Below are 14,379 nucleotides of genomic sequence, written 5' to 3'. Positions count from 1 at the left end.
TGAGTAAACAACCCGCCATTTATGTGTAACAATCTCTCTAGTATGAATTTTTACGAAAATGAAAATCATTATCACCATTATACTATATTTGCTGAGTATTGTTAAAAAATTTTTTTCCATGAGCACATCTATATCGGCAAAGCCCCAAATGTTGCTAGGCAGGCTTCATTAGGGGCTTTTTTATCGTTGCCTTTCGTGAGCCAAGTCATACAATACATCAACTGAGTTAGAACGCAGTCTGGAAAGGGGCGTATTTCGTGTGCAACTCGAGCCTTTGCGCAAGCTGCTGCAAGAGCGATATCCAGAGCTACGTAACGAAACATTCCGGGTGGACGATACAGGCTGGAGCAATTTCGTCGTCATCGTGGGAGAAAAAATGATTTTTCGCTTCCCCAAGACCGAAGAAGCCAAAGCGATTATCAGCCGGGAGACGCAAATTTTGCCACAGCTTGAGTCGATGGTGCCTGTGGCGATTCCGCAGTTTGTCTATTCTTCTGCGCCGACCGACGACATCAAGTACGTAGGCTATCCGATGATTTTCGGCAAGCCGCTTTACCGCGAAGAGATGAACGGGCTGTCCGGGCAGGAGCAAGAGAAGGTAGCGGAGGCGATTGGCGGCTTTCTGAGCGGTCTGCATGCCTACCCGCTGGAAAAGTCGTTCGACAAGGCGATTGATCCGGGGTTGACCCGGCTCTTTTACGAGAACTTTCTGGCACGGATCGAGCGGAAGGCTTTTTCCTACATGCCTGTCGAGCTGCAACGGTGGACCCGGCAAACCTTTCAGTCGTTTTTGGCGAACCCGGACTACTTCCGGTTCAAGCCGGCCTTGCTGCACAACGACTTGAAGCCGGAGCATCTGCTCTACGACTTTGAAAAAAGGCAACTGAGCGGGATTATCGACTTCGGAGCGATGGGGGTAGGCGACCCTGCCTATGATTTTGTCGGCATATACCGGGCGTACGGCGCGGCTTTTACCCAAAAAGTGCTGAGCCATTACACCCGGGAGATTGACGCCAGATTTTTGGAGCGGATCACAACGTTTTACGTCAAGACCATCAGCTTCTGGACGCTCTTTTACGGCATTGACAGCCAAAATGAAAAGCTCATCCAGTACGGGCTTGGAAAGCTGCAGGCATTTGCCAAACCAAAAAGGACGTAAACCGTAATCGGGTGGAAACAGAAGGAAGGACGGCGAGGTGAGGAAATGCGCGTACTGTTTTTGGAAAGTCATCCGATGTGGATTCACGGGCTGCCAAACGGGTTTCGCGACTCTGGACACGATGTGATGATCTCGGGGCCGCTGACGGAGCAAAACATTCCCGAGATGCTGGGAGAGTTTCAGCCGGATTTGATCGTCATGATCGGCTGGGGGCCGGAGCAGACACCCGTCAAGCTGGACTGGATTTTTCGGCATGTCCGGCAAACAGAGGTGCCGCTCGTTTACTGGGCGACAGAAGACCCTACGTTTACAGAGAGCTTTACGATGCCGCTTATTCAAAGAGTGCAGCCCGATTTCGTCTTTACCATTTGCCCAAAGCGCCTGGATTATTACGCGGAGCGGGGGATCAAGGCGGCACACATGGATTTCGGATTTCACTCCAGCATCCATTGTCCCGTTCCGGCCGAGGAGGCGTATCGCACCTCCATCGCCGTTGTTGCCAACGCTTATCCGCATGTATTTGAGCAGTATAGCGGCCATTATCGGCTTGTTTCGCTGTTTACACTGATTCGCCCTCTGCTTCACGAGGGCATGCGCATCGACTTTTACGGGCGGGACTGGGATAAAATGAAGCCGTATTTGGGCATGGACATTCCATCAGAGTGGATTCACGGCTATTTGTCTTACCCGGATGCCCACAAAGTCTACAGCTCGGCAGACATCATGATCGGCCTGCAAAACTACGAGACGCAGTTCACACAGCGGACATATGAGATTTTAGGCTCGGGCGGGTTTCTCGTCACCCAGGATACAGAGGCCGTCCGCAGCATGTTCACGTCCGGAAAAGAACTGGTCGCGGCTGCTTCTGCCACAGATACGCTGCAAATCATCGAGCATTACTTGCAGCATCCAGAGAAGCGAAAAGAAATCCGCGAGCAGGGAAGACGGGCTGTGAGCCACGCCAACTATCAGCATCGCGCCGACTACATGGTGCAGGTGCTGCAAGAGCAAGGGCTTTTGCCGCAAACGCTCGCCACTGCGGCAGGGCAAGGCCAGTTGATCTCGTACGCGGACCTGATTCGCGAGCGGTACGAGGTGCACGATGTCCGCCCCGGCGATACGCTGTGGAAAATTGCCCAGGCTTACGGCGTGACCATCGAGCACATTATGAAGGAAAACGGGCTGACTTCCTATGATATATACGTCGATCAATATTTGAAAATCAGGGAGCGACAGCAGTAAAAGCAAACTGACGTGGTGGAGGGAGCACATGAGAATTTTGTTTTTGGAAAAGTGCCAGGCGCTCCTTCACGGTTTGCCGTACGGGTTTCACGACGCTGGCCATCAGGTGCTGATTTCCGGGCTGTTGACCGAGCGGCATCTGCCTGCGTTGTTGCAATCGTTTCGGCCGTCCCTCATCGTCATGACAGGCTGGGGGCCAGAGCTGACCTTGACGCAGCAAGCGTACTTGTGCGAGCAGATCAAGCAGGCGCAGGTGCCCTTGGTCTACTGGGCGGAGGAAGACCCGGCTTTTGTCCACATCTGGTCACTGCCTGTCGCGCTGCGCATGCAGGTTGATTTTGTCTTTACCGTCTCGCCGGAAACGGTTTTGGTCTATCGGGAGGCCGGAATCCGCGCTGCGCATATGGACTTCGGCTACGACGAGCAGTTGTATCAGCCTGGCGAGAGCGGGAACGGCCCACGCCTGCCTGTGGCAGTCGTATCTCCAGCTTGCCCGTACATGTATCGGCATCAGTTGGAGCACGATCTCGCGGGTTCTTTGCACACGCTCATCTGGCCGTTGCTGGCGCTGGGGATTCCCGTCCGTTTTTACGGCAAGGAATGGGGGCAGATGAAGCCTATTTTTGGCTTGAACATTCCGCGCGACTGGATTGTGGAGCAGCCAGGCCGGATGGAGGCACGGCAGGTCTATCGGCAAGCCGATATCGTCATCGAGGTGCAGTCTTTAGAAAAGCCAATCTCGGAGCGGATGCTGCAAGCAGCAGGAAGCGGCAGTTTGCTGCTCGCGCGCGACTCTATCGGGCTGAGGCGTATTTTTACTCCCGGCCATGATATGCTGGCATCGTCCTCGCCGATACAGACAGTGGATTTGCTCCGGCACTATCTGGAGAGGCCAGACGAGAGAAAAACGCTTCAGGCGCACGGACTGCGGACGGCTCGTTCTCATACTTACGGGCAACGCGCGCGATTTATGCTTCGCACGCTCGTGGAGGAAGGGATTTTGGCTTCCGATGCGGCCGATTGCGTGCCTGGTGCCGGGGAGCATGGCTGTCCGGGACAGCCGCTTTGCGTGAGCGACGCACGGCATACAGTCAAGCCGGGAGAAAGCCTGTGGCAAATTGCCTGTGCGCACGGCACGACGATCGGAGCGCTTCAGCAGGCAAACCGGTTCGTTTCCGACGTGCTTCATGTCGGTCAAATTTTGCGCATTCCGCATAGAACGGCAGAGGACGGGGAGCAACTTCCGAAAATAAAGAAGTGGCTGGATAAGGCAGCCCGCCTGTTTCAGCTCGATTCGCTGCTGCTTTACGGGATCGCCTATGCGGAATCTGATTTTGGCCAAAATGCAGGCATGAGCAGGGCGGGGGCGCTCGGGATCATGCAGCTCAAGGAGAGGACCGCCCGCGGACTCGGCGTGGATCGAACGGATCCGTGGCAAAACATTTTGGGCGGCGCCATGTACATCAAGGAGATGCTGTATGAATTTGACGGCGATCTGCCGATGGCGTTGGCTGCGTACAACTGGGGGCTGAACCACGTCTGGCACGCCGTTCGCCAGGGGGGCAAGCAGTGGCTGACGCTCGCCCCGGAAGAAACCCAGCATTACGTCATCAAAATCATGAAGTACATGAGCGAGGCAGGCAGACGGTGAGCAACCCGCTAGAAGCCTGATATCGCGACGGAAAAGCTCGGCCTTTTTGGAGGTGGAGCTTTTTTCATTTCGGGCGCTGCTAATAATTGAAGATAGGAAGCTCGGCCCTATTTTGATATACTTTTAGCACGATATTGAGAATTATTATCAAAATGAATAATTAAAGAAACGATTCGTTTTTACATAAAAGCAGTCCGTTGTGAACTATTCCGTAAGGCAAAAGGTGTGACAATGATGAGCGATAGGCAAGCCTTGTTTCAGGAGTTTACAGAGCATGTGATGGCGGATGTCATTTTCAAGCTTCGCGATATTGCCTGGGTAAAAGGGGACGAGCATGAGCGTCTCCGCCAGCAGTTTACGAACGCGCACATCTTGCTGGTCGTCACCGGGGGGCGAGGACGCCTGCGTTTGGAAAACGTGGAGCATCAACTGCGTCAGGATGCCATCTACGTCTGCCCGCCGATGAGCACCTTCGGCATCGACCCGGACTCCGTAGACGACCTGCGGATGTACGTGTTGCGCTTCGATGTTTTTATGGAGTCCAGAAAGCGGAAAAGACATTTGCGCGCTTTGCGGGAGGAACACGAGTTTCCTTTGGTGGGCGAGGTTTCCGTCCGATCCGCCGGGCAGCTTGTCATGCATTGCGATTCGATCGCGGAGCAGTGGCAGCAGGATGGGGGAATCGACCGTTATCGCAGCCAGATTTTGTTTCAGGAGCTGTGGTACCACATCGCGAAGTCCGTCGATTTTACTGCCCAGGACTCTGCTACGGCGCTGGAGCGGGCCCGCGCCTACATGGAAGAGCATTACTCGCAAAACATTACGATCGAGCAGTTGGCGCGCATCGCGGAAGTAAGCCCGAAATATTTTGTGGACTTGTATAAAAAAACGTACGGCGTGTCCGCGATGGACTACGTCACCGAGCTGCGCATCAGCCGGGCGAAGCAACTGATGGCGCAATCTCACGCAAAGCTGCGGGAAATCGCGCACCAGGTAGGCTACAGCGACGAGTTTTACTTCAGCCGCAAGTTCAAAAAGGAAGTGGGCGTTTCTCCTACTGTTTATATGAAAAGCCGCAATCGCAAAATCGCCGCCTACAGGGCGCCGCTCATCGGCCAGATGCTCGCGTTGAAGATGATTCCGTACGCGGCGCCGCTCCACCCGAAATGGACGGCCTATTACCATCAGAACTACCGCTACGACATTCCCGTCCATCTGAGCGCCTTTCGCCAAAATGAAAATTGGAAGGCGAACATCGAGATGCTGCAGGAAGCCAGACCAGACGTCATCCTGTCCTTGGACAAGGCCAACGCGCAGGAGCGAGAGCAGCTTGGCCGGATCGCGCCGACGCTGTTTGTGCCGTTTGAAGCGCTGGGGTGGCGGGAGCAGTTGCAGATGATTGGCGATTTTTTGGGCGAATCGGCAGAAGCGGAGCATTGGCTCGCCGCGTATGACGAAAAGCTGGGCAGAGCGCGGGATGGACTGCGGCAAAAGCTGGGCGACGAGAAGTTCCTCATTTTGCGCGTGTTCAAACACGAGCTGGCAGTGCACTGCAACCGCAGCATGAACGACGTTTTTTACAACGGCCTGCAAATGAATCCCGCCTACGTCACGCAAGCGAAGGTGTACGACCAGCCTGTGACGCTGCAGGAAGTAGCAGCGCTTGACCCGGACAGGATTTTGCTGCTCGTGTGCCAGGAAGCAGAGACGCTGGAGCATTTCCGGCTGCTGAAGCTGTCGGTGCATTGGCAAGACTTGAAGGCCGTCCGCAACAATCGGACGCATCTGATTACGTCAGACCCGTGGCGGGAATATTCGGCGATGGCCCATGAACGGATTATCAATCAATGCGTGAAGCTGCTTTCAGGAGATCGTCCATGTTGATTCTGGATATCGTCCATGGTCGAGGATACGCAGATGCTTTATAATCACGAATGATAATCGTTATCAATCACAAATATTACACAAATATGTGAGAGGGGCTTTTCAAAGGATGAAAAAGATATATCTTGGTTTTAGCGTCGCCATGCTGGCAATGGCACTGACTGCGTGCGGCGGACAGCAAGCAGCGAACTCCAACGCTGCAAACAACAACGCAGCACCTGCTGCAACTACCGCAACGGCAGAAAAACCTGCGGCAGAGGCAACCCAAGCGGAAACGCGCACGCTCAAATATCTCGATAAAGAATACACCGTTCCAAGCAAAACCGAGCGCATCGTCATCACAGGCAGCATGGAGTCCATGGAAGACGCGCTCGTGCTCGGCGTAAAACCGGTAGGGGCAATTTCCGTCGGCGGCAAATTCCCGGAGATGTTTGCACCAGTAACCGGGGAAGCGCAATCCATCGGGGAGAAAACCCAACCAAACCTGGAAACCATCCTGTCCCTGAAGCCAGACGTCATTCTGGGCAGCAGCAAATTCCCGCCAGAAATGATGGAGAAATTGGGCAAAATCAAAACGACTTTCCCGGTTTCCCACATCTCTACCAACTGGGAAGCAAACCTGCTCTTGCTGGGTGAGCTGACTGGCAAACAAGCGGAAGCGCAAAAAGTGATCGAGGACTATAAAAAAGATGTAGAAGCAGCCAAAGTACAACTGGGCGACAGCTTGAAAGACAAAAAAGTCGTCGTGATCCGTGTACGTGGCGGCAGCATCAACATCTATCCGGAAAAAGTGTTCTTCAACCCGTCCCTGTATGCTGACCTGGGCCTGACAGCTCCGGCGGAAGTAAAAGCAGCGAAGGCACAAGAAGTCGTGTCTCTGGAAAAATTCAGCGAAATCAACCCGGATTACATCTTCGTCCAATTCTCTACTGACGAGAACAAAGACAACCCGAAAGCTCTGGAAGATTTGCAAAACAACCCGATCTGGAAGAGCATCAACGCTGTGAAAAACGGCAAAGTATTCGTAAACGTAGTCGATCCGCTCGCACAAGGCGGAACAGCTTGGAGTAAAGTAAACTTCCTGAAGGCCGCTGTTGAAAAATTGTCTGCCAAGTAGGAGTAGGCGAGGTTAATCGCATGCAATCGAAAAAAGCAGTACCTATCCTCATACTTGCGGTTTCGCCCATAGCGATTGTGCTCGTGATCGTGCTCTCCGTTTTGTACGGGGCCAAGCAGATCGACGCGTACACCATCTATCAGGCTCTCTTCCAGTTTGACGAAGGGAATGTGGACCACCAGATCATCATGCACTCCCGCCTGCCGCGAGTGTTGGGCGCACTCATGATCGGAGCGTTTTTGGCAATATCGGGGGCACTCATGCAGGGGATGACGAGGAACTACCTCGCGTCCCCCTCTATTATGGGGGTCTCTGACGGATCGGCTTTCGCCATTACGCTTTGCATGGTGCTGTTGCCTGCTGCATCGAACACGACGATGATCTTTATGTCGCTCGCCGGATCGGCAGCAGCGGTAATGATGGTACTTGCTTTGTCCAGGTTGCTGCCAAACGGTTTTTCGCCTGTTGCGTTGGCTGTGATCGGGACGATCACGGGAACATTTTTGAGCAGTGTCTCGGCGGCAATCGCTTCGTACTTTCAAGTCTCGCAAAACGTCAGCTTCTGGTACAACGCCCGGCTTCACCAATTGGAGCCAGGGTTGATCTCGCTTTCGATTCCGTTTGCAGTCGTCGGCATTGTCATGGCCTTGCTTTTGTCCAAGTCCATCACGATTTTGTCGCTGGGCGAGGAAATCTCGCTCAGTCTGGGACAAAAGACGATGCTGGTCAAAGTGCTGGCTACGGCGGCCGTCGTCATTCTCACGGGCATTTCGGTCGCACTGGCCGGAAAAATCGGCTTTGTCGGCCTGGTTATTCCGCACATCACCCGTTTTTTGGTCGGGCTCGATTATCGCTGGATCGTTCCGTGCGCAGGCGTCTTGGGCGCCGTTTTCCTCGGGCTGGCGGACGTGCTCAGCCGCTTCCTGAACAGCCCGTTCGAGACGCCGATCGGAGTGGTGACTGCGTTTATTGGCGTACCGTTCTTCCTCTATCTGATTTACAAGAGAGGGGGAGGCAAGCATGCCTGAGAAAAAAAGCAGGTTTCGTCTGCTGCTGACAGTGAACATTCTCCTGATTGTTGCGGCGATTTACATCAGCCTGACAAATGGGGTGTTCGACATGTCGGTGATGGATGTGGTTCGCACTTTGCTGCGCATCGAACCGTCCGCCGATCACGATCTCGTCATTTTCGATTTTCGCTTGCCGCGCATCGTCATTGCGGCTTTGGTAGGCTTTGGCCTGGGCATTGCCGGGGCCGTCATTCAAGGCATTACCCGCAATGGCCTGGCAGACCCCGGGATTTTGGGGATCAACGCCGGGGCAGGTGCGGCGATTGTAGCGTTCATGTTTTTCTTCCAAGGAAAGTTTACGGAGGCAAGCTGGTTTTCGATCATGGCGATGCCGCTTTTCGGTCTGACCGGGGGCTTGCTCGCCGCAGCGCTGATCTACATGTTCGCCTGGCGCAAAGGAACGCTTGACCCGCAACGGCTGATCCTGGTCGGAATCGCCATCGGCTCAGGTTTGGGCGCTGTGTCGCTGTACCTGTCGCTGAAAATGAATCCGAACGATTTCGAAATGGCAACGGTGTGGCTGACAGGAAGCATCTGGAATGCGAACTGGACCCACATTACGGGCATGCTTCCGTGGCTCATCCTGTTGTCCCCGGTCCTCTTGCGCAAGGCGCACGTACTCGATTTGATGCAGCTTAGCGAGGAATCGGTGAAAAGTCTTGGGGTGTCGGTAGAAAAAGAGCGCAACCGGTTGCTGCTGTCCAGCATCGGGATCGTCAGCGCGTGCGTCTCTGTGTCCGGCAGCATCGGCTTTGTCGGCTTGATGGCGCCACACATCGCTAAGCGCTTGACGGGGATTGCGCACAGACACGTCCTGCCGCTGTCCGGTATGATCGGGATGTTGATGGTGGTGGCCGCAGACTTTATCGCCAAGACCGTGTTTACCCCTGTCGAGCTGCCGGTGGGGATCGTCATCTCGATTATCGGCGTGCCGTATTTCTTCTATCTGCTCAGCAGAGCGAGAAGGTAGCATACATGTAAAAAAGCCATTTTCATAAAGCGAAAAAGAGAGCGCCACTTATACGAGGGGCGCTCCTCTGGCTTTAGGGGAGAAAAGGGAGGAACAAAAATGGAACTGGCAAAATTGATTAAGGAGCGCCGCTCGATTCACCGCTTTGAAGATCGCGAGGTAGACCCGGCGCTGGTTGCCGAACTGTTGGACACAGCCGTTTGGGCGCCGAATTACCACATGACCCAGCCGTGGCGCTTTATCGTGACGTACGGCGAAGGGCGCAGAAGAATCGCCGAAGCGGTGCGGATCATGAAGGAAAAACGTGAGCTGGACCCTGTGAAAAAGAAAGAAGTAGGCGAGAAGTTTTACAACAAAATCATGGCGATTCCGATGATAATGACTGTCATCATGACGGAAAGCCCGAACCTGATCGAGCGTCAGGATGATTTTGCCTCGACGAGTATCGTCATCCACAACTTCAGCTTGCTTGCCTGGGAAAAAGGCATCGGGCTGACCTGGGAGACGTATCCGTGGATTCACGAGCCGGAATTTCGCGAAGCGATGGGCATTGCTCCTGGCGAAAGAGTGCTGGGGAACCTGCACATCGGCTACCCGGCGGCGATTCCCAATCCGCAGCCGCGCGTTCCGGCAGCGGAGCGAATTACATTTGTAGACAAAGCATAGGACAAGATTTCCAGATTTTTTCTTGTCACGTTATAACTTTTTGTGGTACTCTTGGATCATTCTACAAGGAAGGGTGACCATCAAGCCAATGATCTACTAACTCCTATTTCCACAAAAGCAATCGGATAATGACGATGCGTTTTTTGGATGGGAGTAGTATGTGCATATTGGCGAATAGATGGTAGAGCCTTTGTCTTTCTTGCAGAAGGTTTCTATGTCTTTTTGGTGTCGATATGTAATGCCTCCTGTCCAGATCGCAAAATGGATAAGGAGGCTTTTTTATGTCTAATATGCTGCAGAACCGCTATGTCAGGGCCATTTTGTTGTCGGGCCTGTTTTTGCAAATCGGGATTTGGGTACGCAACTTTGCCATCCTGCTTTACGTGATGGACCATACCGGAGGCGACCCGTTCGCCGTGTCCATGATTTCGGTAGCGGAGTACGCGCCGATTTTCCTCTTCTCGTTTCTCGCCGGGACGTTTGCTGATCGCTGGCGGCCGAGACGGACGATGGTCTGGTGCGATCTGCTTAGCGCCTTGTCGGTGGTCGCGGTGCTCATCACGTTTATGCTCGGAACGTGGAAGGCGATTTTCTTCGCTACGCTGATCTCGGCTGTGCTCTCCCAGTTTTCCCAGCCGTCAGGGATGAAGCTGTTCAAGCTGCATGTGCCTGCTGAGCAGTTGCAAGCCGGGATGTCCGCCTATCAGACGATCTTTGCCATTTTCATGGTGCTCGGCCCGATTGTCGGCACATTCGTGTTCCAGCAATGGGGAATGGAAGCATCTATGGTCATTACGGCCATCGCATTTCTGGCTTCTGCTGGCGTGCTGTACCTGCTGCCGCCTGACCGCGTGGAGACAGAGGAGAAGAAAGACTCGGCTCTGCTTGCGGAAATGGCGAGCGGAATCCGCTACGTGCTCTCCAACCGGGTGCTGTCGCTGCTTGGCGCCTGTTTCATGGCAGCAGGGCTCGGCATTGGGATGGTGCAGCCGTTGGCGATTTTCCTGGTGACAGAACAGCTCCATCTGCCGAAAGAAAGCCTGCAATGGCTATTGATGGTGCAAGGTGTGGGCATGATTGTAGGAGGGGCGCTGACGATGGCGCTGGCAAAAAACGTTCCGCCGCAAAGGCTGCTCGTCATGGGCATGCTAGGGAACGCAGTTGCCCTGGGCATTTGCGGGGTGTCTACGCATCTGTGGCTGACGCTTTTGGCCCAACTGGTTGCTGGATTGCTTTTGCCGTGCATCCAGATCGGGATCAATACGATGCTGCTCAAATATACGGAAAGCTCCTTCATCGGGCGGGTTAACGGGATTTTGACCCCGCTGTTTACAGGTTCTATGGTCATCATGATGAGTATAGCCGGGGTGTTGAAGCTGCACCTTCCGCTCGTCGCGATCTATACGATTTCGGCAGCGCTGTTCATTATCGGCTTGAGCTTTATTTTGCCGCTGTATCGCATGAAAGAAGGAAAGGCCGGAGCTGATGCAGAACAGATTGGATCATATTGAGGCTGCATGAGGTTGGCAGCGTGTGCTGCGGTGGCGGCAAATGCTCTGGCCTTGTCCCAGGCGCGAGCGAGGCTTGAGCCAGAGCATTGGAAAAAAGAGCGGGGGTGCGGTCAGGTGGCGCATGAGCGGATTTCATCTAAGGAAGGTCTGGCTATGGAAGCGGCCGTGAGAAAGCTGGCGGTCCGTCTGCCGGAGGTAACGGAACAGGTGGATGGTTTTGGGCACACGTCGTTTCGGGTAAGCGACAAGCCGTTTGTCATTATGGGCGAGGGTGGTGCTGACGGGCCAGCCTTGTCCTTCAAGGTGCTCAAGACGACGCAGGAAATTTTGCTTGCGCAGGAGCACTTTTACAAGACGCCGTACATCGGCCAGCACGGCTGGGTGTCCATTCGCGCCCAACATATCGCGGACTACGACATGCTCGCCGACTATTTGCTGGAAGGCTATCTGTGCGCAGCCCCCAAGCGTCTGGTCAAGCAGGTGCAGGCGAACGCGCAGGCACAGTAGAGCGGGCTTGTGGGTGCTTTTCGCGGGAAAAGGCAGGCTTCCCCTGATGTCTCCTGCTATAATTCATAAGTAACGAGCTGTGAACGACCGTTCGGCACAGCGATATTCCAGGCAAAGGGGGAGCCGTGTTGGATTGGAATCTCCAGCAAATCAGCAAGCTGCTCGAGGTCGTCTTCGAGAATGCCCATGAGCCGATGATCGTGACGGACAGGGACGGCAAAATCCTTTTGATGAATCGGAGCTATCGGGAATTTTTGAATGTGCAGGACGTCATCGGCAAGCCAGTGACGGACGTCATCGAAAATACGCGCATGCATATCGTCGGCCAGGCGGGCGTAGCGGAAATTGCGGATATCCAGCAAATCAAAGGGCAGAAGATGATCGCCCACCGCATCCCGATCATGGACGAGGGCAAGGTCATTGCCGTGCTCGGGACGGTGCTGTTTCAGGATGTGCAAGAGCTGACTGCCCTGGCCGCAATGGTCGATCAGTTGAAGGACGAGCTGACTTACTATAAAAAAGAACTGCGGCGCAGGATGGGGGCGACCTATCATTTTGACCAGATCGTCGGGTACAATCAAAAGCTGCAGGAGCTGAAAAAATTCGCCCAAAAGGTGGCGACGAGCGATTCGACGGTGCTGATTACCGGAGAGAGCGGCACGGGCAAGGAGCTGTTTGCCCATGCGATTCATGCGCAGAGCAAGCGGAAGATGGGGCCGTTCATCCGCGTGAACTGTGCGGCGATTCCTGATTCATTGCTGGAGTCCGAGCTGTTTGGCTATGAAGAGGGAGCGTTTACCGGAGCAGTGCGCCGCGGGAAAAAAGGAAAGTTCGAGCTGGCCAATCACGGAACGATCCTCCTGGACGAGATCGGAGACATGCCGCTGCCGCTGCAAGCCAAGCTGCTGCGGGTGCTGCAGGAAAAAGAAGTGGAGCGGGTCGGGGCCGTGCGGACGACGCCGATTGATGTGCGGGTCATCGCCTCTACCAACCTGGATTTGCCGCAGCGCATCAAGGAAGGCAAGTTCCGCGCCGACCTGTACTACCGCTTAAACGTAGTCACCCTGTCGATTCCTCCGCTGCGAGAGCGGCTGGAGGATTTGCCGGAGCTTGTTTCCAACCTGCTCAAACAACTGAGCGAGTCCACGGGCGTCACGGTCAAGGTGATCGACGAAGACGTGTGGACGGTGCTGCGCGGCTATTCCTGGCCGGGAAATGTACGGGAGCTGCGCAACGTGCTGGAGCGGGCGCTGCATCTGGTGGAGGACGATGTGCTGAAAAAGGAGCACATTTGGCTGCCGGCTTCTGACGAGGTGGTGCCAGTTGCTGCTATTTCTCCGTCCGGCAGGGAGTTGCGGCCGCTCAAGCAGTTGGTGGAAGAGACGGAGCGGGAAGCGATTTTGCTGGCGATGCAGCAGGCCGGAGGCAACAAGCTGGAGGCGGCAAAGCTTTTGCAGATCAGCAAGTCCAGCTTTTATGAAAAGTGGGAGAAGTATCAGCAGAAGAAATAAAGGCAGTGCTTTTAGAAGCTGGGACATGTCGGACAAGCCGCGGTCCCGGCTTTTTTTGATCGAGAGAGGCGCTGTCGCTGTGGAGGCCGGAGGGGCTGGAGGGGCAGGCGACGTTCACGCGAGAAAGCTGGACGGAGCCAGGTGGTGTGCTAACTGTCGTCCCTTGTCGCATTTTGCTAGATTCCGCGTTTCCGGAAAGAGAAAAAGAGAGAAGGCGGACAGTGGCAGAAGGTTTTGACTTTTCGGGCAGATGGATTTCGCGGTGATTTTTGCTAGATTCCATAAATGCGGACGCGTTTTTCCGGAAATCCGGAAGTTTTTGCAAGCGCTATCATTTTACTGTTGCTGTCCGTTTGGCGCAAAGCCGCGTCTGATCGCGATTTGTCGGAATTTGGCCCACGTTGGCACGATCCATGCAATTCAAGAGAGGATGTAAGCGATTTCTTTTGGTGGGTACACACACTATGCTCTCCAGGCGGAGGGCCATTCGAAAGGAGAATTGTATGATTATTGAAGTGTTGTCCATCGTGATCGCGCTTGGTCTGTTGATGTTTTTCGCGTACCGGGGCTACCCTGTTATCGTCTTTGCCCCGATTTTTACGCTGCTGGCAGTCGTGATGTCGGGAATTGCGCTGCTGCCCAGCTACACGGAAACATTCATGACCAACGCAGCCAACTATGTGAAATCATTTTTTCCTATCTTCCTGCTTGGTGCGATTTTCGGAAAAGTGATGGAGCTGAGCGGTGCCGCTTCGTCGATCGCGCATACGATCGTGAAAGCGCTTGGCTCCAACCGGGCGATTTTGGCAGTCGTTCTGGCATGTTCGATTTTGACGTATGGCGGGGTGTCGCTGTTCGTCGTCGCTTTTGCCGTTTATCCGTTTGCCGCAGCGATCTTCCGTGAAGCAAACATTCCTAAGCGCCTCATTCCGGGAACGATTGCGCTCGGGGCATTCACCTACACGATGGATGCTTTGCCGGGAACGCCGCAAATTCAAAACATCATTCCTACGACGTATTTCGGTACGGACGCCTATGCGGCTCCGGTTGTGGGGATTATCGGCGCCATCATCGTTTTTGTAGGCGGGATG

The 14,379-nt window shown here is 54.3% G+C and carries 12 protein-coding genes (1 of these 12 running past the window's edge); all 12 read left to right on the top strand.

All coding sequences use genetic code 11. The features are described from left to right. Positions 1–259 precede the first annotated feature (259 nt). Positions 260–1,159, top strand: coding sequence for a phosphotransferase family protein (locus BA6348_RS00835; RefSeq protein WP_025847193.1), 900 nt, complete (start codon positions 260–262; stop codon positions 1,157–1,159). A gap of 45 nt (positions 1,160–1,204) precedes the next feature. Beyond that, positions 1,205–2,401 carry a DUF3880 domain-containing protein gene (locus BA6348_RS00830; protein ID WP_005832688.1) on the top strand — a complete coding sequence of 399 codons (1,197 nt, stop codon included), beginning with the start codon at positions 1,205–1,207 and terminating at the stop codon, positions 2,399–2,401. Between the two features lie 28 nt (positions 2,402–2,429). Continuing rightward, entirely contained in the window at positions 2,430–4,052 is a 1,623-nt protein-coding gene (locus BA6348_RS00825; RefSeq protein ID WP_007779371.1) for a DUF3880 domain-containing protein, read from the top strand. A 234-nt stretch (positions 4,053–4,286) separates the two neighbouring features. After that, complete coding sequence (locus tag BA6348_RS00820) at positions 4,287–5,936, top strand: AraC family transcriptional regulator (protein WP_122952421.1); 1,650 nt, start codon at positions 4,287–4,289, stop codon at positions 5,934–5,936. A gap of 109 nt (positions 5,937–6,045) precedes the next feature. Further along, the gene (locus BA6348_RS00815; RefSeq protein WP_005832558.1) at positions 6,046–7,053 is read left to right on the top strand and encodes an iron-hydroxamate ABC transporter substrate-binding protein; all 1,008 of its coding nucleotides are present in this window, start codon (positions 6,046–6,048) and stop codon (positions 7,051–7,053) included. Between the two features lie 20 nt (positions 7,054–7,073). Further along, positions 7,074–8,081, top strand: coding sequence for a FecCD family ABC transporter permease (locus tag BA6348_RS00810; protein ID WP_005832560.1), 1,008 nt, complete (start codon positions 7,074–7,076; stop codon positions 8,079–8,081). After that, positions 8,074–9,093, top strand: a complete 1,020-nt coding sequence (locus BA6348_RS00805) for a FecCD family ABC transporter permease (RefSeq protein WP_007779360.1) — start codon at positions 8,074–8,076, stop codon at positions 9,091–9,093. Before BA6348_RS00810 ends, BA6348_RS00805 begins: the two co-directional genes overlap by 8 nt. A gap of 99 nt (positions 9,094–9,192) precedes the next feature. Beyond that, on the top strand, positions 9,193–9,759 hold the full coding sequence (locus BA6348_RS00800) for a nitroreductase family protein (protein ID WP_026558561.1): 567 nt from the start codon (positions 9,193–9,195) through the stop codon (positions 9,757–9,759). Between the two features lie 281 nt (positions 9,760–10,040). Beyond that, positions 10,041–11,270, top strand: a complete 1,230-nt coding sequence (locus BA6348_RS00795) for an MFS transporter (RefSeq protein ID WP_007779357.1) — start codon at positions 10,041–10,043, stop codon at positions 11,268–11,270. A 114-nt stretch (positions 11,271–11,384) separates the two neighbouring features. Continuing rightward, positions 11,385–11,777 (top strand): MmcQ/YjbR family DNA-binding protein, encoded by a 393-nt coding sequence (locus BA6348_RS00790; RefSeq protein ID WP_025847176.1) that lies wholly within the window; start codon positions 11,385–11,387, stop codon positions 11,775–11,777. A 128-nt stretch (positions 11,778–11,905) separates the two neighbouring features. Further along, entirely contained in the window at positions 11,906–13,288 is a 1,383-nt protein-coding gene (locus tag BA6348_RS00785; RefSeq protein WP_005832568.1) for a sigma-54 interaction domain-containing protein, read from the top strand. A gap of 503 nt (positions 13,289–13,791) precedes the next feature. Next, on the top strand, positions 13,792–14,379 hold the beginning of the coding sequence (locus BA6348_RS00780; protein WP_005832570.1) for a GntP family permease. The gene runs 795 nt beyond the window's last position; 588 of the gene's 1,383 nt are visible here — the first part of the coding sequence; the start codon lies at positions 13,792–13,794; the stop codon falls past the right edge of the window.

The organism is Brevibacillus agri, assembly GCF_004117055.1.
Taxonomy (GTDB): domain Bacteria; phylum Bacillota; class Bacilli; order Brevibacillales; family Brevibacillaceae; genus Brevibacillus; species Brevibacillus agri.
Note: the sequence above shows the minus strand (reverse complement) of the source record. Positions and strands in the feature narration are given on the sequence as shown.